This is a genomic window from Alteromonas sp. ABH4_457 (assembly GCF_056160625.1).
In genome coordinates, this window is record NZ_JBSWXN010000005.1 from 516,612 (window position 1) to 539,215 (window position 22,604).

The 22,604-nt window shown below is 49.1% G+C and carries 20 protein-coding genes and 1 tRNA gene; 6 read left to right on the forward strand and 15 right to left on the reverse strand.

Translation table 11 applies throughout. The features are described from left to right. Nucleotides 1–152: 152 nt before the first annotated feature. Nucleotides 153–1,214: a quinolinate synthase NadA gene (gene nadA / locus ACXAGR_RS15075; RefSeq protein WP_474844806.1), complete on the forward strand. Its 1,062-nt coding sequence runs from the start codon at nucleotides 153–155 to the stop codon at nucleotides 1,212–1,214. Nucleotides 1,215–1,313: 99 nt separating this feature from the next. Beyond that, a tRNA-Ser gene (locus ACXAGR_RS15080) sits at nucleotides 1,314–1,404 on the forward strand. A gap of 57 nt (nucleotides 1,405–1,461) precedes the next feature. Here ACXAGR_RS15080 and sodC read toward each other — a convergent pair. Together sodC and tpx are read right to left on the reverse strand one after the other, a co-directional pair. Next, the gene (gene sodC / locus ACXAGR_RS15085) at nucleotides 1,462–1,992 is read right to left on the reverse strand and encodes a superoxide dismutase [Cu-Zn] SodC (RefSeq protein ID WP_474844807.1); all 531 of its coding nucleotides are present in this window, start codon (nucleotides 1,990–1,992) and stop codon (nucleotides 1,462–1,464) included. Nucleotides 1,993–2,158: 166 nt separating this feature from the next. Then, complete coding sequence (gene tpx / locus ACXAGR_RS15090; protein WP_303574976.1) at nucleotides 2,159–2,653, reverse strand: thiol peroxidase; 495 nt, start codon at nucleotides 2,651–2,653, stop codon at nucleotides 2,159–2,161. Nucleotides 2,654–2,818: 165 nt separating this feature from the next. On the opposite strand from tpx, the gene ACXAGR_RS15095 reads away from it, so the two are divergent. Further along, nucleotides 2,819–3,244 carry a CBS domain-containing protein gene (locus ACXAGR_RS15095; protein ID WP_474851138.1) on the forward strand — a complete coding sequence of 142 codons (426 nt, stop codon included), beginning with the start codon at nucleotides 2,819–2,821 and terminating at the stop codon, nucleotides 3,242–3,244. On the opposite strand, the gene ACXAGR_RS15100 is transcribed toward ACXAGR_RS15095, so the two are convergent. From ACXAGR_RS15100 to asnS, 8 genes are all read right to left on the reverse strand, one after another. Continuing rightward, nucleotides 3,241–3,723 carry an N-acetyltransferase family protein gene (locus ACXAGR_RS15100; RefSeq protein ID WP_474851139.1) on the reverse strand — a complete coding sequence of 161 codons (483 nt, stop codon included), beginning with the start codon at nucleotides 3,721–3,723 and terminating at the stop codon, nucleotides 3,241–3,243. The two genes, ACXAGR_RS15095 and ACXAGR_RS15100, sit on opposite strands and share 4 nt — an antisense overlap. Before the next feature lie 17 nt (nucleotides 3,724–3,740). Then, nucleotides 3,741–6,902 carry an efflux RND transporter permease subunit gene (locus ACXAGR_RS15105; RefSeq protein WP_474851140.1) on the reverse strand — a complete coding sequence of 1,054 codons (3,162 nt, stop codon included), beginning with the start codon at nucleotides 6,900–6,902 and terminating at the stop codon, nucleotides 3,741–3,743. Between the two features lie 9 nt (nucleotides 6,903–6,911). Further along, the gene (locus ACXAGR_RS15110) at nucleotides 6,912–8,069 is read right to left on the reverse strand and encodes an efflux RND transporter periplasmic adaptor subunit (RefSeq protein WP_474851141.1); all 1,158 of its coding nucleotides are present in this window, start codon (nucleotides 8,067–8,069) and stop codon (nucleotides 6,912–6,914) included. 111 nt (nucleotides 8,070–8,180) lie between these two features. Further along, nucleotides 8,181–9,278, reverse strand: a complete 1,098-nt coding sequence (locus ACXAGR_RS15115; protein ID WP_474844813.1) for a GGDEF domain-containing protein — start codon at nucleotides 9,276–9,278, stop codon at nucleotides 8,181–8,183. Nucleotides 9,279–9,296: 18 nt separating this feature from the next. Then, complete coding sequence (locus ACXAGR_RS15120; RefSeq protein ID WP_474851142.1) at nucleotides 9,297–9,860, reverse strand: PqiC family protein; 564 nt, start codon at nucleotides 9,858–9,860, stop codon at nucleotides 9,297–9,299. Continuing rightward, entirely contained in the window at nucleotides 9,850–11,499 is a 1,650-nt protein-coding gene (pqiB, locus tag ACXAGR_RS15125; protein ID WP_474844815.1) for an intermembrane transport protein PqiB, read from the reverse strand. The genes ACXAGR_RS15120 and pqiB overlap by 11 nt, the downstream gene beginning before the upstream one ends. A 2-nt stretch (nucleotides 11,500–11,501) precedes the next feature. Continuing rightward, complete coding sequence (locus ACXAGR_RS15130; protein WP_474844816.1) at nucleotides 11,502–12,632, reverse strand: paraquat-inducible protein A; 1,131 nt, start codon at nucleotides 12,630–12,632, stop codon at nucleotides 11,502–11,504. 151 nt (nucleotides 12,633–12,783) lie between these two features. Further along, nucleotides 12,784–14,181 carry an asparagine--tRNA ligase gene (gene asnS / locus ACXAGR_RS15135; RefSeq protein WP_474844817.1) on the reverse strand — a complete coding sequence of 466 codons (1,398 nt, stop codon included), beginning with the start codon at nucleotides 14,179–14,181 and terminating at the stop codon, nucleotides 12,784–12,786. A 275-nt stretch (nucleotides 14,182–14,456) separates the two neighbouring features. Here asnS and ACXAGR_RS15140 point away from each other — a divergent pair, with 275 nt between their 5' ends. Beyond that, nucleotides 14,457–14,828 carry a hypothetical protein gene (locus tag ACXAGR_RS15140; RefSeq protein ID WP_119500839.1) on the forward strand — a complete coding sequence of 124 codons (372 nt, stop codon included), beginning with the start codon at nucleotides 14,457–14,459 and terminating at the stop codon, nucleotides 14,826–14,828. Nucleotides 14,829–14,905: 77 nt separating this feature from the next. Here the strand turns inward: ACXAGR_RS15140 and ACXAGR_RS15145 are convergent, their stop codons facing one another. After that, nucleotides 14,906–15,874, reverse strand: coding sequence for a calcium/sodium antiporter (locus tag ACXAGR_RS15145; RefSeq protein WP_474844819.1), 969 nt, complete (start codon nucleotides 15,872–15,874; stop codon nucleotides 14,906–14,908). Between the two features lie 315 nt (nucleotides 15,875–16,189). Here ACXAGR_RS15145 and ACXAGR_RS15150 point away from each other — a divergent pair, with 315 nt between their 5' ends. Both ACXAGR_RS15150 and ACXAGR_RS15155 read left to right on the forward strand, forming a co-directional pair. Further along, nucleotides 16,190–17,638 carry a RimK family protein gene (locus ACXAGR_RS15150; protein ID WP_474844820.1) on the forward strand — a complete coding sequence of 483 codons (1,449 nt, stop codon included), beginning with the start codon at nucleotides 16,190–16,192 and terminating at the stop codon, nucleotides 17,636–17,638. Beyond that, nucleotides 17,635–18,786 (forward strand): GNAT family N-acetyltransferase/peptidase C39 family protein, encoded by a 1,152-nt coding sequence (locus ACXAGR_RS15155; protein WP_474844821.1) that lies wholly within the window; start codon nucleotides 17,635–17,637, stop codon nucleotides 18,784–18,786. The genes ACXAGR_RS15150 and ACXAGR_RS15155 overlap by 4 nt, the downstream gene beginning before the upstream one ends. Before the next feature lie 53 nt (nucleotides 18,787–18,839). Here the strand turns inward: ACXAGR_RS15155 and ACXAGR_RS15160 are convergent, their stop codons facing one another. From ACXAGR_RS15160 to bioA, 4 genes are all read right to left on the reverse strand, one after another. Beyond that, nucleotides 18,840–19,106, reverse strand: coding sequence for a hypothetical protein (locus tag ACXAGR_RS15160; protein WP_119500843.1), 267 nt, complete (start codon nucleotides 19,104–19,106; stop codon nucleotides 18,840–18,842). A 159-nt stretch (nucleotides 19,107–19,265) separates the two neighbouring features. Further along, a complete protein-coding gene (locus tag ACXAGR_RS15165; protein WP_474844822.1) occupies nucleotides 19,266–20,621 on the reverse strand; it encodes a hypothetical protein in 1,356 nt (451 codons plus the stop codon). Between the two features lie 152 nt (nucleotides 20,622–20,773). Beyond that, nucleotides 20,774–21,304: a DUF2937 family protein gene (locus ACXAGR_RS15170; protein WP_474844823.1), complete on the reverse strand. Its 531-nt coding sequence runs from the start codon at nucleotides 21,302–21,304 to the stop codon at nucleotides 20,774–20,776. A 15-nt stretch (nucleotides 21,305–21,319) separates the two neighbouring features. Beyond that, nucleotides 21,320–22,591, reverse strand: coding sequence for an adenosylmethionine--8-amino-7-oxononanoate transaminase (bioA, locus tag ACXAGR_RS15175; RefSeq protein WP_474844851.1), 1,272 nt, complete (start codon nucleotides 22,589–22,591; stop codon nucleotides 21,320–21,322). Between the last annotated feature and the right edge of the window lie 13 nt (nucleotides 22,592–22,604).

Consider the following 22,604-nt stretch of genomic DNA (forward strand, 5'->3'; position numbering starts at 1 on the left):
TCAGCTTTATCAACCGCAAAAGCATTGCACTGTTATAAGTCATAGCGCTTTAATCCGGGCAAACACTTTTATTCATAGCGTATCCCTATGTAATTTTTATGACAGTCGGGTATAATCCGTCGCCCTATTGTCGATTATTCAGGCTATTTGTTATGACTATTGCTTTCAGAGTCGATCAAGTTGATTATCCGTTCCCGGCCAAGCCTGCGCCGCTTACTGATGTGCGCAAGGCCGAACTGAAGGAACAGATCAAGCAACTGCTGCGTGATCGTAATGCTGTTCTGGTAGCTCACTATTACACTGACCCCGAGATTCAGGCGCTGGCCGAGGAAACCGGTGGTTGCGTTGCGGACTCTCTGGAGATGGCACGCTTTGGCCGTGATGCCACTGAGCAAACGTTAATCGTTGCCGGTGTCCGCTTCATGGGTGAAACAGCAAAAATTCTCAGTCCTGAAAAAACCGTACTGATGCCAAACCTGGAAGCAACCTGTTCGCTGGATATCGGTTGCCCGGTGGAAGAATTCAGTGCTTTCTGTGACGCGCACCCTGATCACACCGTGGTTGTTTACGCCAATACGTCTGCTGCTGTAAAAGCAAGAGCCGACTGGGTGGTGACATCCAGTATTGCGCTGGAAATTGTTGAGCACCTGGACGAGCAGGGTAAACCTATCATCTGGGGCCCTGATCGCCATCTGGGTGCATACATTGCGAAGAAAACCGGTGCTGATATGCTGATGTGGCAGGGCGAGTGTATTGTTCATGACGAGTTTTCAGCGCAGAAACTGAGTGATATGAAAGCAGTGTACCCTGATGCAGCCATTCTTGTGCATCCGGAATCACCTGCCAGTGTTGTTGATCTTGCGGATGCTGCCGGTTCGACAAGTCAGCTGATTCAGGCCGCTCAGGATATGCCTAACAACACGTTTATTGTGGCAACAGACAAAGGCATTTTCTATAAGATGCAACAACTGATGCCAGAGAAGACGTTTATTGAAGCTCCAACGGCCGGTAACGGCGCAACCTGTAAAAGTTGTGCTCACTGCCCGTGGATGGCAATGAACGGCTTACAGGCCATCTACAACAGCCTGACAGAGGGTGTGAATGATCACGAAATCCATGTGGATGAAGCTTTGCGTCACAAAGCCCTCATTCCGCTGGACAGAATGCTCAACTTTTCAGCACAACTGAAGCAGAAAAAGCTGGCAATTGCTTAATAAAAGCGCAGTTGAGGATTTTTTCCCGGTGAGTACTTGATTCAGCGGGAGACTTTCCCTACTATACGCGCGCTTTGACGAATTTCGTCAGACAATTCCGGAGAGATGGCTGAGTGGCTGAAGGCGCACGCCTGGAAAGTGTGTATACGTTAATAGCGTATCGAGGGTTCGAATCCCTCTCTCTCCGCCAGATACTAAAAACCCGCATTCACTGCGGGTTTTTGCTTTTCAGGCTTAAAACTGAATATCAGGCACCAATCACACCGCACAATGCTCTTGCGCCACCGCCGCCAAGTTTCTCCGGCGCGTCCGAGTAGTTATCACCGCCCTGGTGAACCATCAGTGCTTTGTCTTTTACGTCTTCCAGTGATAACCGTGGTGCCAGTAACGGATGGCTGGCATTGCCCTCATCATCAACCAGCAGTATGGGTAAATCACCCATGTGGCTGTTATCAGCCCAGGGATAACCGTGCTGACCGGTTTTTTCCGGGTCCATATGACTGCCTGCTGCACCGGCGGGAACATTCTTTCCGTCTTTCATGGCAGAATCGCATGACGGATTTTCATGCACGTGGAAGCCGTGTCCGCCTGCCTCAAGACCGGATAATGCCGGTGTAAACACGAGTCCGTATTCGCTCTCTTCAATTTTTACGGTGCCGGCTGATTCACCGGTGGCAGGGTCTTTCAAGGTAACAGTGAAAAATTCTTCGTCTTCTGCAGCAATGCTACCGGCTGCGAAAAATAATGACATAGATAAAACGAGGGCTGATTTTTTCATGAAGTCTCCGTGTAAATGAAATCTGAGGGCCGTTGCAGTGGAGAAGCGGTTCTTGCAGTGGCTGTCAGGTTTCTACCCGGTCAGCACGGAAGGGAGATCAGATTTTAACGGTGACAAATACAAAAAAGCAGCCATCAGAGGCTGCTTCGCTTAAGAAAAATGATGCTTACAGAGCGGCAATAGCTGCTTCGTAATCCGGCTCATCAGCCGTTTCAGCAACTTGCTGGGTGTAGGCCACTTTGCCTTCTTCATCAATTACCACAACGCTGCGTGACAACAGGCCTGTCAGAGGACCGGTAGTGAAAGTCACATTGTAGTCTGTACCAAAATCTGAGCGGAACGTTGAACCGGTCAGAACGTTTTCAATCCCTTCTGCGCCACAGAAACGGCCGGCAGCGAATGGCAGGTCCGCAGATACACAAATGACCACAGTGTTGTCCAGTGAAGCGGCTTTTTCATTGAATTTACGTACAGACATGGCACACGTGCCGGTATCTACAGACGGAAAGATGTTTAATACCACTTTCTTACCTGACAAATCTGCAGAGCTTACGGTAGATAAATCGGATTTTACCAGCTCAAACGCCGGTGCAGGTGTGCCAACGGCGGGTAAATCACCCAGAGTTTCTAACGGATTGCCCTGTAATGTAACTGTTGCCATGGAAGTTCCTTCATAATTGGAGTGAATGTTCATGATCTATATTGATGGAGTCAGGCGGGATTTCAACCGCTTAATCCGCAATTTATCTAATTATTTTTCTGTCTGCTTTGTAAAGCGGTTATATGCCGTATACTCAGAACGTAAAGAGATAAGCGGGGGAGCGTTGTGAGCGTTAATAGTATTATGAGTCAGCGGGTGGTGAGCGTGAAAATGGACGACAGCCTGCACACCATTAAGGAGCTGTTTGAAGCCACCGGGTTTCATCATTTACTGGTTGTCGAGGGCCGCAAACTCACCGGGATTATTTCTGACAGAGATTTACTGAAAGCTCTGAGCCCGTTTATCGATACGATTTCAGAAAGGGCGAAAGACAGGGCGACGCTGGAACGGCGGGCACATCAAATCATGACCCGTGACGTGATTGCCGTTAAAGAACACAGTTCCGTTCTTAACGCCATCAGCACCTTTAACCGTCACCGCTTGTCATGCCTGCCGGTCATCAATGCAAAAGACGAACCTGTCGGGGTATTATCCTGGCGGGATATTCTTCGCTACATGGAAGACAAGGTAACCGCCAGGCAACAAAATTAATCTGCGGCGAACTGTTTGAGGGCGTCGCCGTCCAGACGGTATCTTATCCACTCACCTTGTGGCTTGGCGCCAATGGACTCGTAAAAATCAATAGTGGGTTGATTCCAGTCCAGTACGCTCCATTCAAAACGGCCGCAGTTTTGTTCTGTTGCGATCTTTGCCAGATGTTTCAGCAGAGCTTTGCCTGCACCGCAGCCTCTGGATGCCGGTGATACATACAAATCTTCCAGATAAATGCCGTATTGTCCCTGCCAGGTGGAATAACTGAAAAAATAAACCGCAAAGCCAACCGGGCCGTTTTCATTTTCACACAGCACACAGTGTGCCTTTGGTTGATCTGAAAACAGGGTATTCTCAATATGCGCTATGGTTGCTTTTACTTCATGCTCTGCTTTTTCATATACCGCCAGTTCGGTAATGAAATCGAGTATTTGCTGGCTGTCCTGCACTACTGCAGGACGGATGGTAAGTTGGCTCATCAAAGAAACTCCGTAAATTATTCCGTGCGTGGCTGGCCGGTGGATTTTCGTCCGGGCGTTACATGCTTCGCAATCCGGACAATGTGACGAAACAGCCATTTAAAGGCATTGCCTGAATCAATAAGAATGAGATACAGACAGGGCACCAGAATAAGCGTCACCAGTGTGGCGTACATTACAGCAAATCCCAGCGCGATAGCCATAGGAATCACCAGAACAGCCTGCAGGCTTGTTTCAAAGAGAATAGGCAGTACGCCCGCAAAAGTCGTAATGGATGTGAGCGTAATGGCTCTGAAGCGGGCAGAGCCCGCTTCTTCCACAGCATCCCGGGTACTGTACCCCTGACGGCGGCGCTGGTTAACAAAATCTGTCATCACCAGTGAGTCATTAATCACAACCCCGGCGGCGGCAATCAGACCGAAAAACGACATGGTACTGAGATCATAGCCGAGCAGGAAATGTCCGAATGCTGCGCCGGTGAAGCTGAAAGGGATAACCGACATAATGATGAGAGGCTGGCTGTAACTCTTTAACGGCACGGCCAGCAGTATGTACACCATAATCATAGCGGCAGTGAAAAACAGCATTTGCTGATCCTGCTGTGCCTGTTGCTCTTCAATATCACCGCCCAGTTCTGTCATGACACCGGGATAGGTTTTTTGCAGTTCCGGTAACAAGTTTTCATAGATGGCTTTTATAGCCTCACCCGGTTCTACTTTCTGTTCGTCGATGCTGCCCCAGATATACACACTGCGATAGCCACTTTCACGGCGGATATAGCTGATGCCGGGGGCTTCGGTCAGCTCCGCGATGTCACCCAGCATGACTTCCTGACCGGCAGGAGTGGTAATCACACTGTATTTAAGATCGGCAAGCCGTTCCCGCTGGAGGGCAGGGTACCGCACCATGACCTTAACTTCCTCGCCGTCACGGATCACCCGCTGGGCTTCGCCACCATAAAAGCTGCTGCCAATCTGCCCGGCGATGTTTTGCAGCGTCAGACCAAGATCGTAGGCCACCGGCTTCAGTGTCATCTGCACTTCTTTGCTGGCGGGATCGATAGTTGAGCTGACGTCAAACAAGCCTTCTTCCCGCTGTAGCATCTCAATGAAAGCCAGTCCGGCCGCGTTCAGGGTTTCCAGCTCCGGTCCGAACAGCAGGAAACCAAATTCGCCGTCATCGCTGCCGCCGTTGATATCATCTATGACAACCAGTGATTTCATTGCCGGAATGTCCGGCATGGCTTCACGCCAGCGTCTGGCAAGTTCGAAGGTATTAATTACCCGTTTACTTTCATCTACCAGCGGTGCAAATACTTCGCCGTTAGTACGGTCGTCGTTAAACACCAGAATATCCCGGACCATGCCATCGCCACCAAACTCCTGTTTGATTTTTTCATCTTCATCGAGGATGGTTTTTTCAATGATTTTTAACGCATCGAGTACGGCGCTGTCCGGTACGTTTTCGTTCATTTCAACGCGGACTGAAGGGAAGTCGTGGGGCACTTTGCCTTGAGGGACCATGCGAATGAAATTGCCCTGAATTAAACCCAGTGCCAGCATCAGCAGTGCCACAAACACCATCAGCACAGCCCATCGCCATTCAATGGCTTTAATGACGGTACGCTTGTACGGACCGTTGACAAAGCCATTAAAGCGGCTGTTAAAACTGGCGCGCCAGCTATCCGGCTTCACCGGCTTAAATGTGATGTGAGCGATGTGCGCCGGCAGAATAAGTTTGGATTCAATGAGACTGAAAACCAGACAACAAATCACCACCACGGCGATGTTCACCATGAAAGGTCCGTCCATACCGTCACTTAATGTGAAGGGAGCAAACACGGCGATGGTGGTCAGCACCCCGAAGGTTGCCGGTGTTGCGACACGCTTGGCACCGCGGATCACGTTATCAATACCGCTGCCTTTGCTTTCAATTTCTGTGTAGGCACTTTCTCCGATGACGATGGCGTCATCCACCACAATACCCAGCACCATGATGAAGGCAAACAGAGAAATAATGTTCAGACTGATACCGAGAAGCGGCATCATCATAACTGCGCCGAGAAAACAGACCGGCAGCCCGAGCATGACCCAGAAGGCGAGTCTGAAGCGTAAGAAAATGGTCAGCAACAATGCAACCAGAATGGCACCCTGCAGCAGGTTTTTCAGCATCATGTCCAGACGGCCGTCGAGGTAGTACGTCATGTCGACCATGGTTTCCAGCGACACACCTTCAGGAAATTGTTCATTTTTGTGTGCAATGTAAGCTTTTACTGTTTCTGCCACTGGCACAATATTCTGAGAAGGTGTTGCTTTGACCGCAATATAGATGGCGTTTTTACCGGAATACTTGAAGTAGTATTCGCCCTCGGTGAAGGCATCGCGGATCTCTGCCACATCGCCGAGCAATACTCTGGCACCGCCGGGGCCGACTTTAACCGGAATGGCAGCAAATTCTTCGCCACGGTAGTACTGGTTCTCAACACGCACAGAGATAATGCCAGAGCGGGTTTTCAGTTGTCCGGCAGACAGGTTGGTGGAATAGGCCCTGATGGCGGTGCTGATATCACTGATAGAAAGATTGTATTTACGTAACTGATCAGGATTCACTTCAATGGCAATTTCGTCTTCGGGATAGCCTACGTCGACCAGCGAAACGTTATCCAGCAGTAATAATTCATCCTCGACTTCTTTCGCCAGGACTTTCAAATCTTTAAGCGGAAGATCGCCCACAATGGGCATGTCGATAACCTGTTGCCTGAACGCCAGTTGCCGGATATTTACCGGCTCCATGTCTGCAGGGAAGGTGGCAATGCTGTCGACTTTCAGTTTAATTTTATCCAGAACGTCGCTCAGTACTTCCTTATCGTCAATCTCCATATTGACTTCGCCACCGTTGCGGTAAGCTCTTGAGATCGTACTGTTGATTTCAGAAACGTCTTTTACCGCCTCTTCAATCTTTATCAGGATCCCTTCTTCAATTTCCTGCGGAGACGCGCCCGGGTAACTCACATCAACACGGATGTAGTTAACCTCGACGTTGGGGAACATTTGTTTCTGGATAGAGGAATAGGCAGACAAACCCATGATGATAATAAAACCCATCAACAGGTTTGCAGCAACAGAGTTTCTGGCGAACCAGGCAATCACGCCGCGGTTCGTATCGTGTTCCTGATGCATAACTTCCCCTTAAATACCGGCGGAAGTGCTATTCGCATGAGCCGCAACCAGTTTGTTGCTCTGCTCAATCACTTTCACTGCCATTCCGTTAAGCGGATATTCCGGCGGGGAGGTGACAAGTTGCAGACCATCAAAATTCCCGCGAACGAAATAGAAATCGTCCTGCTCACGGACAATTTCAACAATCTCCGACTGCAATGTGGCATCTTCACTCACCAGCCAGATCCGTTTATTGTTCACCAGTTCCTGTGGAATACGGAACACATTTTCCAGTGTTTTACCGTTAAAGCTGATGTTGGCGAAACTGCCGAATTTAATCAGGGCTTTGCCGGAGCGTACACCGTAAGGGTCGTCAATACGTGCAACCAGATGACTCATTCTGGTGGACTGATCCACGATACCCAGATCGCGGTGGAGTTTGGCCGGGATAGTACGCCTGTCTACGGTTACTGTTGCGTCGAGGCCGGTGACGGTGACAGGCAAAAATGACTGGTCGAAGCCGGCAACCGGGAAGGTAATTTCAGCGGTTTCCACATTATTCAGAGTGGCAGCCACTGTACCGGGAGTTACGTAGTCACCGGTACCGATTTCACGACTGATGATCAGAGCATCATAAGGGGCGCGTACTTCACAATTGTCCAGATCCCGCTTAGCAATGCGTAACATGGCTTCAGCAGATTTTACGGCAGCCTGTGCGCTGAGTAACTGAGGCTTTCTTAAATACAGGTCGGTCACACGACTCTTTGACATGCCGGCCGCTTCCCGCTCCGCCACGTTCGCCTGAGCCTGCTCCTGTATTAATTGTGCCTGTGCTGATGACAGGTTAGCTTCGGCCTGCAGCAATGCGGCTTCGTAGGCATCTTTCTCGATGGAAAACAGGATTTCACCACGACGGACAAGCCCGCCGGGCACAAAATCCGGGTTCCAGGACGTTACCTCCCCCGATACCTGAGCAGCCAGCATGGTGCTTTCAAGCGGCGTGATTTCGCCATAGGAATTAAGGGTAACCGCGTAATCTTCGGCCTGAAGCTCGCTGATTGTCACTGTCGGACGGGTATCTACTACTTCGGGTTCTTCTTCTTTATCACCCGCCGAGGCGATAAGTGTCATACCTGCAAATCCTGCAGCAAGAATGACGATTGGCAGGGCAATTTTTTTCCATTGCATGTGACGCTTCCCCAGTTTCCATCTCTGTTATTATGATACTTGTTGAATCTGCTGATTGTATTGTCTGTTTGTAACAGCGTATTTATTTTGTTTCAGCGACTGCTTTTTTTATTATTGCATAACACTGGCGCATACAACTTTATTACGACCAGTTTGTTTTGCTTTGTATAGTGCTTTATCGGCCAGAGATAACCCACGGTTAAGTGAAATTTCCTCATTTATTTCACATAAACCGAAACAGGCGGTGACCTTTATTTCTTTTTGTTCCAGCCAGATGCTGGTTTTTGCCAGCGTATTACGAATTTTTTCTGCCAGAACAGAAGCACTTTGTTCTCCGGTTTCAGGCAATACCATTAAAAACTCTTCTCCGCCCCAGCGGCAGACAATATCTTGCCTGCGCACATTTTGCCGGAGAAGGGTTGCAGTACGTTGCAACACAATATCACCGTTTCCGTGCCCGTAAGTATCGTTGATTTCCTTAAATTTATCTACATCAACCAATATGAGTGTGAATGCAGAACGGGTGCGCTGATGCCGTTTTATTTCCTGCCCCAGCAGTTGCTGCATGCCTCTGCGGTTTGGCAGTGAGGTCAGGGTATCGTGTAGTGCCTGTTGTTCGTATCTGTCACTGAGTTTCTGCATCAGCTCAAAGGTCCGCTCACGACTGTATTCGTAAAATGCAGATAAGAATGTGACAGTGGCAAACGACAGTATCAGCCGGCTTTTAAAATCCGTGGAGTAACTGGTTAACAGCAGGGCATCATGTGGTGTGAATAGAATAATGACAATGAGCAGCGTAAATACTGCCATCACCATCAGACCCCGTTTGAAACCGCCGAAAAACATTGCAACGGGGGGTAATATGTAAATCCAGAGCGGACCGGTATTGTTATGCCCGCCGGTAACTAACAGGTAAGTTTCCAGCCCCATCAGGCAACCTGTCAGTAAATAAACGGATACCATCCGGCCGATTTTATTGGGGTAGGTAGCCTGAATCTGACTGGCCAGAAAAAACAACAGCGACGCGGACAGTAAGCTGAATCCGAGCGGCCATCCACCGTTCATCAGAGAGCTTATCCCCAATACCAGTGTGATGCTGATCCCTACGAGAGAGAACAGATTGACAACCAGTATGCGGCGATTAGTTTCTTCGTCAAATTCGGGGTGACAACCGCGTTTTAAAAAAAGCGATGTGGCCGGCTTAAACATTGTCCTGCTTTTGAATCGTTACGGCGCCTTATCACTTATCGCTGAAGCCAGGTCATCGACAAGCAGGCGCATAGTTGCCACAGCCTCTTCAAAGCCATCGCCCTGCATGGGGCGGCGGAAATCAAACTGATGTATTTGAGGCTGTGTGTTTTCGTCCTCTTTCCAGTATTGACCTTTAATCAGCACGTTGCCATCAAATGCGGGAATAAAATCGTCGATTTTAATATGTAATCCTGACACAGGGTATTGTGGTGAATACACGGCAGCAGGTAAAACTGCCACTCCGTGATGTTGCAGAGAGGCGGTTAAAGCCTGACGGAGACTTTTATCCAGTGGCTCAGCCCATACATGGCGGGGGGAAAAATACACCGTAGCAGGTCCAGTTTGCATAGCCAGAGAACGCTGCTTCAAATACTCAGGTAAACTGAGTTGTTCAATATAAACCCGTGCTGCCGGCTCAGATTGTTCTTCAGTTGTCGCCTGAGGAGAGTGCAAAACGTAATAGGTTAAGGATGCCGGTGCACTGCTGCAACCGCTCAATAACGCAGTAAAACAGGCAGCGGCGAATAACTTAGTTCTCATTAAACATTCCTTTTCCGGCTTTCGGCTGAATATCTTCTTCGCTATTGTCCGAGAAGATTAACCCGTTAGGTTTTTGATTAAGTTGCAGCAGCAGAGGCTGAATATTCCGCAGGGTTTCCTGCATCGTATCAACGGTTTCCTGAATTTCACCTTTACTCAAACCGCCTTCGGTATAGTTTTCCAGTAGTGCAGACACGTTGATCAGCATTTCATTCAGGTTCTTATTCAGGGCTTTCGCGTCAATATCGCCCATCAGAGTATCAAAATCACTGCTTGCCTGTTCAACCCGGTTAGATGCGGCTTTAATGTCGTCGATCACATTGGTGACCTCTACAATCATGGTTTCCAGAGGTAAATTATTGAGCTTATCCAAAATTGCATCAGCTTTTTGTGTGAGCTGAGTGAACTCGTTCGACACGGTGGGAATGACTTCAATATCGCTGATGGTTTTTACCGTCAGAGGGCTGGCATTGATGTCATGTTGTAAATCGACATAAAGTCCGCCGGTAAGCACATTTCCCATGCGCAGCGTGGCGCGTAAATCCTTGCCTATCCACTCGTGCATGGTGTCTTTAACAGCTTGCAGACTTTCCTGTGTATCCTGCTGGCGCACTTTGCCCGGATAGATGCGGATAAGCACAGGAATAGGGTAATTCTGATCAAGAATATTACCGTCTATCAGATTGGCCGGATTAATTTGCGCCACTTCACCCACTTCAATACCACGATATTCCACCGGCGCACCTTCGGTAAGGCCCCTTACGGTTTCATCTATCAGCAGCACGTAACTGGCGTACAGTTTATAGCGGGCGTTAGAGGCGGCTGCATCATCAGAGAAAATAATAAAACTGGCATTTTCATCTACCTGTCCACCTGAACTCGCGCCTTTAGGAATACCGAAAGTGACGCCGTTAGCCAGCAACGTTTCCAGCGAACCGGTTTCAACTTTTACACCACTGGATTTAAGGTGCAGCTTTACGCCACTGACATTCCAGAAGCGTGTATTCTGGGTGATCAGCTTATGATAGGGAGCCTGAATGAAGGCGCTGTAATACACCACACGTTCTTCAATATTAAATTCTGCTTCTTCAAATTCGCCGACTTTAAACCCCTTGTAAATGATCGGGTCGCCGGGTTTATAGGCAAACTTATCATTACTTTTTAAAGTCAGATGCAAGCCCGGTGTGCCGGGCGGTGTAGCCGGCGGGCGTTCAAGAGCAACAAAATCAAATTTACTGCGACCGCTGTCATCGGCAGACATGGCGATGTAAGAACCTGACAGAAGGGTATTTAAACCGGAGACTTCAGAAAAACTGATCCGTGGTGCCACCACCCAGAAATCGGTATTTTCTGTCAGCAGCCGCTCAGCACTGGCATCAATGCGTGCGGTGACAAGTACACCGTCAAGGTCCGGCTTCAGCTCAATTTTCTTCACCTGACCAACTTCAAGATCCCGAACCTTTACCGGCGTTTTGTTAATTTCAATGCCACTGGCTGATTTCAATTCTATGGTGATTAACGGCCCCTGGTTTTTCCACTGGTACCACACCATCCATCCGCCGGTAATAATGGCAATAATCGGGATTAGCCAGACCTTTGAAACGTGGGTTGTTGATTTTATTTTAGCTTCGTCTGTCATGCTTACTTCCTGTTTTGCCAAATCAGGCGGGTATCAAAAGTCATTGCTGCCACCATAGTAACAAAAACCACGCCACAAAATGCGAGGGCGGCCGGGCCGGGATAAATAGAAAGCGTGTTACCCAACTGCACCAGTGCTACCAATACTGCCACAACGAAGACATCGATCATGGACCAGCGCCCTATGCCTTCCGTCACGCGGTAAAACCGGGTCCGGATGCGGGTACGTTTCTCAAGACCGCGCTGCACGGTTAAATTCAGCCACGCGAGTATGATGATTTTCGCCACCGGAATAATAACGCTGGCAATAAGAATAATAATGGCCACCGGATAGTCGCCGGATTGCCACAGTGTGATAGCGCCGCCCACGATGGTACTGGGCTCATCACGTCCGAACATTTCGGTGTGCATAATGGGAAGCATATTCGCCGGGATATAAAGCAGTGCAGCGGTAACCAGTAATGCCCAGGTGCGCTGAATACTCACTGAGGCGACTGCCGGTGTCAGTGGTTTCGGTGGCGGCACTTCTCCGAAAATCCAGAACGCATAGCGGTTGATATCGAACTGAATAATACAGGCGGTCATACAGACAGAAAAGGCAATGAAAGCATAAAATGACAGGCCGATAGCAATGTCTGCCATAGAAGATATTTTGATCAGGCTGACGAGTGTGCCTACCAGAAATATTTCCGCCATGCTCCAGGGCATCAGCGCTTTCACCCAGAAAAACACATGCTTCACAAACACAGGTTTTTTATTGTGTTTACGGCAGTGGCTTAAAATCATCATCCCGGTGAGCACGAGTCCGGGGAAAACCACGGTGGCCAGGCCGGTGATTATGGCCAGCGACAGGTAATCCTGGTTTAGCAGCGCATTGAAACTGTCTGGCAGCGCAATCTGGTGCTGAATGCCACTGGCACGGAAGGATAAGAAGTTAAAGGGCAGGGAAAGGCCCAGAAAAATGAGTGCACTGATGGCAAACGCCAGTACTTTATCATTTTGATGATAACGATAAGTCAGCAGGGTATGGCCACATTTGGGGCATACAGCCCGTTGCCGGTGATCCAGCGAAGGTAAATGTACTACCGTCAGACATTGGTCACATTGAATTGTAGACAGCGCGTTTTCCTGCATGCCCGGCCAGATTTATCCTGTAGAAACAACCAACTTATACAATAGCACGAATTTGTTCAACATCAGCGCCTTTATCTGTAACGGAATGTCACCCGCCGTAAAAAGCAAAAAAGGTGGCACAAAAGGCCACCTTTTTCTTACTGAAAAAATATCAGTAGTTAGCGTTACCCGGCGTGCGGGGGAACGGAATGACGTCACGGACGTTCTGCATGCCTGTTACATAAGCAACCAGGCGCTCAAAGCCCAGTCCGAAACCGGAGTGAGGGACGGTGCCGTAGCGGCGCAGATCACGATACCAGCTGTAATCTTCTTTGCTCAGGCCCATTTCTTCCAGGCGGCGGTCGAACACGTCCAGGCGCTCTTCACGCTGTGAACCACCAATGATTTCACCAATACCCGGCGCAAGGATATCCATTGCAGCAACGGTTTTGTTGTCATCGTTAATACGCATGTAAAACGCTTTAATGTCTTTCGGGTAGTTCTGCATGATAATCGGCGCACCAACATGCTCTTCTGCCAGATAGCGTTCATGCTCCGATGACAAGTCCACACCCCATTCAACCGGGAACTCGAACTCTTTACCACTGGCTTTCAGAATTTCGATAGCATCGGTGTAATCCATACGTACGAAATCAGAACTGATCAGTTTTTCCAGACGCGTAATGGCATCCTTGCTGATTCGCTCTGCAAAGAAAGCCATGTCATCGGCACGTTCTTCAAGCACGGCTTTGCACACATATTTCAGCATGTCTTCCGCCAGTTGTGCCACATCGCTTAAGTCAGCGAACGCCACTTCTGGTTCAATCATCCAAAATTCCGCCAGGTGACGGGAGGTGTTGCTGTTTTCTGCACGGAATGTGGGACCAAAGGTGTATACCTTTGACATCGCTGCACAGTATGTTTCAACGTTCAGCTGACCGGATACGGTAAGGTAAGTTTCTTTACCGAAGAAATCTTCCTTATAGTCAATCTCACCTTTATCAGTGCGGGGCAGGTTCATCATATCCAATGTGGACACGCGGAACATTTCACCGGCACCTTCTGTATCACTGGCGGTCAAAATGGGTGTGCTGATCCAGAAGTATCCGCGCTCATGGAAGAAGCGGTGAATAGCCTGCGACAGACAGTTGCGGATACGGGTAACAGCACCGATAACGTTAGTGCGCGGACGCAGATGTGCATACTCACGCAGATATTCAATTGAGTGACGTTTGGCTGCCATCGGGTAAGTATCCGGGTTTTCTACCCAACCTAAGATTTCGATACTTTTGGCTTCCAGTTCTACCGCCTGGCCCTGGCCCTGAGACGGTTTGACTTCACCTTCAACAGATAAAGAGCAACCTGCCGTCAGGCGCTGAATATCAGCATAATTTGACAGAGAATTTAACGCGATTACCTGTACGGGATTAAAGCAACTGCCATCGTGCAGAGCGATAAAAGAAAGTCCGGCTTTTGAGTCGCGGCGAGTACGCACCCAACCTTTTACCGTCACCGTTTCGCCAACTGCGTACTTACTATCAAGCACGTCGACAACGGGCGCATGCGTCATTTGAATGTCTCCATCTTACCTGTTTGAAAAAATAATGTGTTATCAGGCGTAAAAATGCCGTAAATAACTAAAAGACACAGAAGAATTGCCGATAGTAAATGACAAAGCTAAACGCTGATAAACAACGAAAAAAACTATTAATCTTGTTATGGCATGCCAACCGGTCAGGCATGGCGGGTATCTAAAGTGTCGGTTCGTACGTATAAACGAATCGCTAGTATACTCATTCAGAAACGGGATACCAGCGAACTTTCTGCACGGAGAACTAAAATATCATGAATTCGCAACAACCGGACAGACGACGTAAGCCGAGAGATAAAGACGGTTTTTACCAATTTGTTCTGACAGTCAACTCAGTTTGCTGGCTGGTGCTGATTGGAGCACTGGTGGTATTTCATTTTGCCCGTCCGGAAATGGTCACGGGCTTACAAACATATTGGGGCATTGAAGGGCGCACTACCTGGTCTGAAGAGCATGTGGACGCGCTGATCATGTTGTTGCAATTGTGTCTGGGTATGACGTTGCTGACCATGCTGCTGCGTTCCCGTCGTAACCGTCGCCGGGAAGACAACTACGGAGTGAATTTATTTATTCTCGCGGGTATTTCAATGTTAAGCCTGTTCACCCTGAATGTCAGTGTAGCCTGATACAACGGCAACAAGCTCAACCAAAAAAGCGGCCTGTAAAGCCGCTTTTTAAACCATATGTTACCTGCAACGGGTTATCAGACGAAGGCTGACTGCACCAGATACCAGGTGTAAGCCACATATCCCAGTACAAATACACCACCTTCCAGTCTGTTCAGACGACCCTGACCTTTAATGCCGATACAGAAGATAAAGAGTGCCACCGACAGCCCTAACATGATCATGACGTCGCGGTAGAAAAAGCTTGGCTCAACCTGCATAGGCTGAATCGTTCCTGCGAGTCCTACCACTGCCAGCGTATTAAACATGTTCGAACCGATAACATTACCCAGTGCCAGGTCATGTTCACCCTTACGGATAGCCATCAGTGATGAGGCCAGCTCAGGTAGAGACGTGCCCACCGCAATGATGGTTAATCCGATAATGGTATCGCTGACACCAAACTGGGTGGCAATTTCCACTGCTCCCCATACCAGAATACGGGAGCTGGCGACCAGCAAAGCTAACCCGGCCAGCAGCCAGATCACATTGGTTTTAACGCTGGCATCGTCCGGATTAATTTCACCTTCATATTCAGCGGCAAGGGTATCACTGCTGCCTTTCATGCCAGTCCAGATACTCCAGCCCATCAGCAGTATGAATAAACCAAGCAGGGAGAATGCATCATCTTTGGATACATGAAAATCAATTAATTGCCAGCAGGCGAAAAAGGTAAGGCCAAGCAGAATAGGCAGTTCGCGGCGGATGATATCTGAGCGGACGGCAATAGGGCTGATAACCGCGGTCAATCCAAGAATGAGTGCGATGTTAGCGATATTAGAGCCGTATGCGTTACCTAACGCAATGCCTGAATTGCCCTGCATCGCAGCAAATACCGACACGATAATTTCCGGTGCAGAGGTACCGAATCCGATGATTAGCATACCAATGAGCAACGGAGATAAACCAAAATGCCGTGCCACACCGGCGGCACCACCGACAAATTTTTCTGCACTCCACAGCAGAACCAGCAGGCCTGCAATTATCGCTAAACTGGGTAAAAGCATATCAACTCCTTGGTACCCGTAACGGCGATAAGAATACGGGCGGGACATAGACAGATCATGTGACCACTATATAGCGTTTCTGCTGCGTTATTTAAACGTTCTCTGATAAAAAAATTAAAACGATTTAGTGCATAAAAATAACAGGCGGAACGCTATCACAAAAACTCATGGTAACGACAAAAAAAAGCCGTTCTGAAAACACTGGTGAATGCCAGCAGTTGAATTACACTGCCCGGACAGAAAAGGTTACCTTCAATGAAATCAACATTGTGGTAACAAATAGTTCTTACTTATTCAGGTATCAAGAAGCATTTCATGCATAAAACTCTTATCGTTGTTGACGACATTAGCGGTTTCACTCTGCCGGACCAGACCATTCTGACTTTTCAGGATTATCTGGATGAATTCCCGAAACGGAATGAACCCAAAACCCGTGTTATCAACTTGTGTGACACATCCCGCTATTTAAGTCAGGGATATTACTGTTCGTTGCTGGCGCAAGCGCGTCAACACCGTGTGTTACCGTCTGTAAAAACGATCAATGATTTGCGCATTGCCGATGAGGGCAGTGCCCGTTTACCGTTGCCGGACAAATTTAAATGGCCGGTGACAGAAGGCATCGAATCTTTCTTTGTACTGTTCGGTAAAACAAAAGATCAGGCTCTGTTGCCGGTTGCGGCCACAGCGTTTGAAGCATTTCCGTGTCCGATTTTACAGGTCACTTTACATATAGCTGCTGACAACATCGGCTTTATGGAAGTGCAGGCTCGTGGCTTTGCTGATTTGCCGGATTCACTGAAACAAGACTGTATTGATGGTTTACAGCAGTTCACACAACAACAGTGGCGCAGTGACCGCAAAGGCAAGAAGATGCGTTGGGATATGGCAATTCTGGTTAATCCTGATGAGCCGACACCTCCGTCTGACGACAAAGCGATTAAGAACTTTGTAAAAGCGGCTGAAAAAGCGGGCTTCAATGCTGAAGTGGTAACCAGTTTAACACCGGAAGCCGTGGGCCATTATGATGCCCTGTTTATCCGCGAAACTACCGCGATAGACCATCATACCTATCGTCTGGCCCGGGCGGCAGAGCGTGAAGGCCTGATTGTTATCGATGACACCCAGTCGATATTGCGTTGCTGTAATAAGGTGTATCTGCAGGATGCGTTTGCTTATCAGCAAGTGCCTGCACCGCGAAGTGAGATGGTTTCAGACAGCACTGATGACACCTGTCAGGAGTTGATTTCAACCCTGGGGTTACCTCTGGTGCTTAAGTTGCCTGAGAGTTCGTTCAGTCGTGGTGTGTATAAAGTGGAAAGTGCAGAAGCGTTGAAAACTCGTCTGGTAGAAATGCTTGAAGCGTCAGCACTGGTTTTGGTGCAGGAGTACGTGTTTACCGAGTTTGACTGGCGGATTGGTGTGCTTGGTGGCAAACCTATCTATGCCTGTCAGTACTTCATGGCACGCAACCACTGGCAGATTTACCATCACGAAGGTGACCGTTTCAGTTCCGGTGGCTTTAAAACCATGCCGACTTTTGAGGTGCCAAAAGCAGTCTTACAGGCGGCGATCAAGGCGGCCAAAGTGGTGGGTGACGGCTTGTACGGTGTGGATATTAAACACTCAGGCAACAAAGTGTACGTGATTGAAGTTAACGATAACCCGAGTATTGATTCGGGCGTCGAAGACAAATATCTGGGCAAAGAATTGTACCAGTTAATTATGCAGGAATTTGCAAACAGGTTGGAGTTACGCGGTCGATGAGCGCCAAACTTGCAGCTCGTGAAGTCGCAGAGCCCGTATTATCACTTTCACCGGTGACGGTACGGTCTGCGGCGGCTGAGGATTTATCGTCTTTGTGTGATGTTGAGCAACGTTGCTTTTCTCATGACAAATTAAGCCGTCGTCGTATGCGCTTTTATTTGACGGCGCCCCATGCTGAATTGCTGGTGGCTGAACGGGACGGCATTATACTCGGTTACGCATTGTTGTTATTACGACGCGGAACCATGCTTACGCGCCTGTACTCTATTGCAGTGCTGCCGGAGGCGAGGGGACAACAGGTTGCCCAATCGCTGATTGGTGAACTGGAAATCAGGGCATTGTCGCGGGGAAAGCGCTTTATGCGCCTGGAAGTGTCTGAGGACAACAAGGGCGCAATAACACTGTATCAACGTTTAGGTTTTAGTCAGTTTGGTATGTATAACGAATACTACGAAGATAAATCTGACGCCATTCGTATGCAGAAAGTACTGAACTATCCTTCCAGTACTGCAGAAGTTGATGTGTATCCGTGGTATCAGCAAACCACCGAATTTACCTGTGGTCCTGCATCGCTGATGATGGCGATGGCACAGTTGAATAATGAGTACGTGGTGTCGCAGGAAAAAGAGCTATCTCTCTGGCGACGTGCAACTACGATTTTTATGACGTCAGGTCATGGTGGTTGTCATCCGGTAGGACTGGCTCTGGCAGCGGCTGACGAAGGCTTTAAGAGTGAAGTATGGTTGAACCGTACATTACCGCTTTTCACTGACGGCGTAAGAACAGCTCATAAGAAAGACATTGTAGAGGTGGTGGAACAGGGTTTCCTGCATGAAGCCGGACAAAAGGGCATTACCGTTGATATTCACGAATGGAAAATGGAATCTTTGGATGCCTTGCTGGAAGAAGGCGCTGCGGTACTGTGCTTGATCAGCACCTATGCGTTTGATAAGAAAAAAGCGCCGCACTGGGTCACGGTGACAGCCTCAGACCAGCGTTGTTTCTATATTCACGATCCGGATCCTGAAATCTTTGAAGATCAGGTCGTCGAGTATCAGCACATTCCGGTCGCGCGGGAAGATTTTGTGCGTCTGGTCAGCTATGGCCGGCGAAAAGTCCGGGCGATAGTCATTATCAGAAAACGCTGAATTTAAAGCGCGGTGTGAGAATAAATCACTCCGCGCTTATTCGTTTTCAGTCTTCAACGGCTGATACGCGCGTTGAAGTTACGCAGTGCCTTTACCAGATTAGACAATTCTGCCGCTGAGCCCTGAAAAAGAGAAGGCTTAGTGAAAGTCGTGCCTTTACGGGCAGTGTTAAACGTACGTTTAATATCGAAGGCGGCAGTGCGGTCTGTGAGACGCTTCCATTCGCTTTGCAGAGAACCCGGAATAGCGTGGCGTTTTGCCAGAATGTTGTCTCGAATTTGCAACACTTGCCCAATCAGTAACGTATTTTCATTCAACATGGTTAAAACCTATTTCAATGTTGTTAGTAGTCTAAAGCCTTTATTTATGGGGTCCTGACACCAACTTATTGCCGTTTGACCCTGAATAAAGGAGCGCATTCATTTAAGACTGTTGCAACATCGATGCCTGTTTATCCTTTAGTATAATAAAAAGGCCGGTCAGTCCCGGCGCTTTACCTCATCGTATTGACGTTTGAGTAAGGATTCAGGCAGGTAAATAATAGCAATGTTCAGGGACCGGTCATCCTCTGCCAGCATTGCCGACTGTATTTGAATCTTTGTACCGTCGCGGCTGAACGTCGGGTGAGTATGATCTCTGGCCGAAGTTTTGTGGCCACCGCTGAGCAATTGCATTTCATCTGTGGTTCTGTCAATCAGATACAGATTACGTTCGAAGTCATCACCCACAGCCCAGCGCCCGTCCGGAGAACCGTGTACATGCCAAAGTCCGCTGCCGCTGCGGGTTTGCCCGGCAATTCGCATTTCATTTGTACGCAAGTTCACAATACCCAGTCCTGTGGGTTTCTGGCGGCTGGCTGACGGGCCCCATTCATCATCAGTACCGACGTCGCGATGCCCCATGATAGCAAAGGCTACTTCGTCCCTGGTGATCACTGCTTCATGGGTGACCCACTCATAATCTGCTTCAGGGTATAGGGCTTTGACTTCTCCACCGACTTTCATTGTCCACATTCGTTGTGGCGATTTGCCGCCGGTTTCCCAACAAAATACCAGTTCCCTGCTTACCCAGGGGTTAGTCTGTATGTGACCAAGCTGGAAGGGCAGTGCCACCACCATGTCTATCTTTCCGGTTTGAATATTCATACTGGCGATGCCTGTCGGGCCCGCGCCCATATTCCGGGGACCGAAATTTTCCTTGAGCGCAACCTTATCACTCAAGTGTCTGGCTGCTTCTTCCCGGCCAATACGGAAATAAATGATATCTTCGGCGGCATCCAGCGCCATATCTCCACCGGCCCCCATGGAGGCGGGTACAACTCCCACTGTTCGTTCATAGTGTCCTGACTGCTTCACTTCATTATTCTTTACGTCCTCGAGCAATGCTTCAATGTTCACTTCGATGATGGCTTTATCGTTCGGGTTATCGCCGTAACGGGGTTGGGCATCTGCTGCAACAGCAGGATCCCGCATCAAATAGAGCTTGCCGCTTCGCTGTGCATTCACCAGCATGCCAAAATAACCACCTTCACTGACCTGCACTAACAGGCCGGTTTCTTCGTTGACGGCCATGGCCTCTCCCGGCACCCGTGCAGACCTGAATACCAGCCACTCACCGTCAGCCGTCCATTGAGGATGAGTAGGGTAAATTTTGGCGTCACCCTTTGACTGCGTAGTTAGAAAGGCGATTTTTACACCGGTAACCGGATCGCGGATAACTTTTCGTTCCGAAGGAAAAGTGTCACCGGTGGCCGCGCTGGCCGGATTTTGTAACAGACAGGCAAACAATAATGCGAAAATGTAAAGCGGGTTCAGGCAAAAGGGGGTAACAGTCATGGCAATTTTCTTTTTGTGGTTAGCTGAACTGAAAGCAAACCACAGTGCTTACTTTTGCGCGACGGATACCTGATTTTTTTGTCAAATATGAAACACAGCAGCCAGAAGCGGTGCTAACTGCTTAACTTTTCACGGGGTCCCTGATGCTTATCTTAACTGAACCGGACCCGCGCCTTTCTCGCCTGACGCCAGTGATACACCCGGCGACCGGCCCAAAGAGGCGAGACCACAAGAATGTTCAATGCAATGGCAACAATCAGACTGAATACAATGGCCGCCGGTGTCAGGGGGATGGACGGCGCAAAATTATCCAGCACTCTGAATAAAGTATCTTTCCTTGCGGGGGCAAACATATAGCGGGCCTGCTCAAAGTAGTTGCCGGTGGAGAGGGTTTTTATGCCATTGTCTGCTTCTTCCAGTTTCGCTTGCAGCGCGGCTTTATTTTCAGCGTCCTGCTGCACCACGCCATCGGCGTTATTCCGCAGGCTTTCTATTAACGCATCTACAGAACTGAAATTGAATTGTCTGGCCAGATTTTCCAGCTCTATGACCTGTTCTCTGGTGGCATCGTAGTAGCCTGAGAGATACTGGCGGTAATGATCCGCCAGAATGGGAACCTGCAATGCAGCGATGAAGAGTCCTGCGAACAGAATTTTATCAATTACCCGGGCCATCAACTGCATTGTTCATCCTTTGTTTTACAGACTGGCTAAGGTGTCATAAATGCCCGTTGTCAGTCTTTCAAGTTGACTTTCAGTGATTATGTACGGTGGCATGATATAAACCAGTTTACCGAAAGGCCGGATCCAGATCCCTTTTTCGACGAAATGCTTCTGCAGTATGGCCACATTGACCGGTTGTTTCATTTCAACCACACCGATTGCACCCAGCACCCGCACGTCAGCCACACCGGGAAGCGCTTTGCAATTTGGCAGGCTGGCTTTCAGTTGTGATTCAATGCCGGCTACCTGTTTTTGCCAGTGCCCTTCATTAATCAGTGACAGACTGGCATTCGCTACAGCACAGGCCAGCGGGTTACCCATGTATGTCGGGCCGTGCATGAATACGCCGGGTTCTCCCTGGCACACACCTTGTGCCACATCTTCTGAGCATAATGTTGCAGCGAGTGTCAGATAACCCCCGGTGAGCGCTTTGCCTACGCACATGATATCCGGGCTGATATGTGCATGGTCACAGCCGAACAGTTTTCCGGTACGGCCAAATCCCGTGGCTATCTCATCACAGATAAGCAGCACATCGTAGGCATCACACAATTGACGGCAGCGTTTCAGGTACTCCGGATGATAAATCCGCATGCCACCGGCACCCTGAACCACCGGCTCAATGATGAGAGCGGCTAATTCATGATGATGGCGTTCAAATAATTCCTGCAGCGGCAAAATATCATCTTCACTGAAGGTCTGATCAAACCGGGTTTGCGGGGCCGGCGCAAACACCTGTTTGCTGAGTACACCGGAGAATAAGCTGTGCATCCCGTTTACCGGATCGCATACCGACATGGCGGCGAAGGTATCGCCGTGATAACCATTGCGGGGCGCGATAATCCGGTGCTTTTCCTGACGCCCCTGACAGGCCCAGTACTGCAAGGCCATTTTCAGTGCCACTTCAACGGAAACTGAGCCGGAGTCGGCCAGAAAGACCCGGTTCATGCCGTCGGGTGCCATATCAAGCAGCGTGCGGCAAAGTGATACCGCCGGGTCATGGGTCAGACCGCCAAACATGACATGGGAAAACTTGTCGATTTGCTGTTTGGCTGCGTTGTTCAATACCGGATGATTGTAGCCATGGATGGCTGCCCACCAGCTCGACATACCGTCGACCAGGTTCTCACCGGTGGCCAGAGTAATTTCTACGCCGTCAGCTCCGGTCACCTCAAAACAGGGCAGGGGGGAGACGGCAGACGTATAAGGGTGCCAGATATGCTGGCGATCAAACTCAATATTGCTCAAAATGTAACCATTG

Bases quoted from the DNA above. Each gene is read 5' to 3' on its own strand.
- ACXAGR_RS15155 (WP_474844821.1), top strand. From the start codon at position 17,635: ATGAGCGCCAAACTTGCAGCTCGTGAAGTCGCAGAGCCCGTATTATCA.
- sodC (WP_474844807.1), bottom strand. From the start codon at position 1,992: ATGAAAAAATCAGCCCTCGTTTTATCTATGTCATTATTTTTCGCAGCC.
- ACXAGR_RS15130 (WP_474844816.1), bottom strand. From the start codon at position 12,632: ATGCAGGAAAACGCGCTGTCTACAATTCAATGTGACCAATGTCTGACG.
- tpx (WP_303574976.1), bottom strand. From the start codon at position 2,653: ATGGCAACAGTTACATTACAGGGCAATCCGTTAGAAACTCTGGGTGAT.
- pqiB (WP_474844815.1), bottom strand. From the start codon at position 11,499: ATGACAGACGAAGCTAAAATAAAATCAACAACCCACGTTTCAAAGGTC.
- ACXAGR_RS15170 (WP_474844823.1), bottom strand. From the start codon at position 21,304: ATGCAGTTGATGGCCCGGGTAATTGATAAAATTCTGTTCGCAGGACTC.
- ACXAGR_RS15115 (WP_474844813.1), bottom strand. From the start codon at position 9,278: ATGTTTAAGCCGGCCACATCGCTTTTTTTAAAACGCGGTTGTCACCCC.
- ACXAGR_RS15100 (WP_474851139.1), bottom strand. From the start codon at position 3,723: ATGAGCCAACTTACCATCCGTCCTGCAGTAGTGCAGGACAGCCAGCAA.
- ACXAGR_RS15105 (WP_474851140.1), bottom strand. From the start codon at position 6,902: ATGCATCAGGAACACGATACGAACCGCGGCGTGATTGCCTGGTTCGCC.
- ACXAGR_RS15110 (WP_474851141.1), bottom strand. From the start codon at position 8,069: ATGCAATGGAAAAAAATTGCCCTGCCAATCGTCATTCTTGCTGCAGGA.
- nadA (WP_474844806.1), top strand. From the start codon at position 153: ATGACTATTGCTTTCAGAGTCGATCAAGTTGATTATCCGTTCCCGGCC.
- ACXAGR_RS15165 (WP_474844822.1), bottom strand. From the start codon at position 20,621: ATGACTGTTACCCCCTTTTGCCTGAACCCGCTTTACATTTTCGCATTA.
- ACXAGR_RS15145 (WP_474844819.1), bottom strand. From the start codon at position 15,874: ATGCTTTTACCCAGTTTAGCGATAATTGCAGGCCTGCTGGTTCTGCTG.
- ACXAGR_RS15140 (WP_119500839.1), top strand. From the start codon at position 14,457: ATGAATTCGCAACAACCGGACAGACGACGTAAGCCGAGAGATAAAGAC.
- ACXAGR_RS15150 (WP_474844820.1), top strand. From the start codon at position 16,190: ATGCATAAAACTCTTATCGTTGTTGACGACATTAGCGGTTTCACTCTG.
- ACXAGR_RS15120 (WP_474851142.1), bottom strand. From the start codon at position 9,860: ATGAGAACTAAGTTATTCGCCGCTGCCTGTTTTACTGCGTTATTGAGC.
- ACXAGR_RS15160 (WP_119500843.1), bottom strand. From the start codon at position 19,106: ATGTTGAATGAAAATACGTTACTGATTGGGCAAGTGTTGCAAATTCGA.
- asnS (WP_474844817.1), bottom strand. From the start codon at position 14,181: ATGACGCATGCGCCCGTTGTCGACGTGCTTGATAGTAAGTACGCAGTT.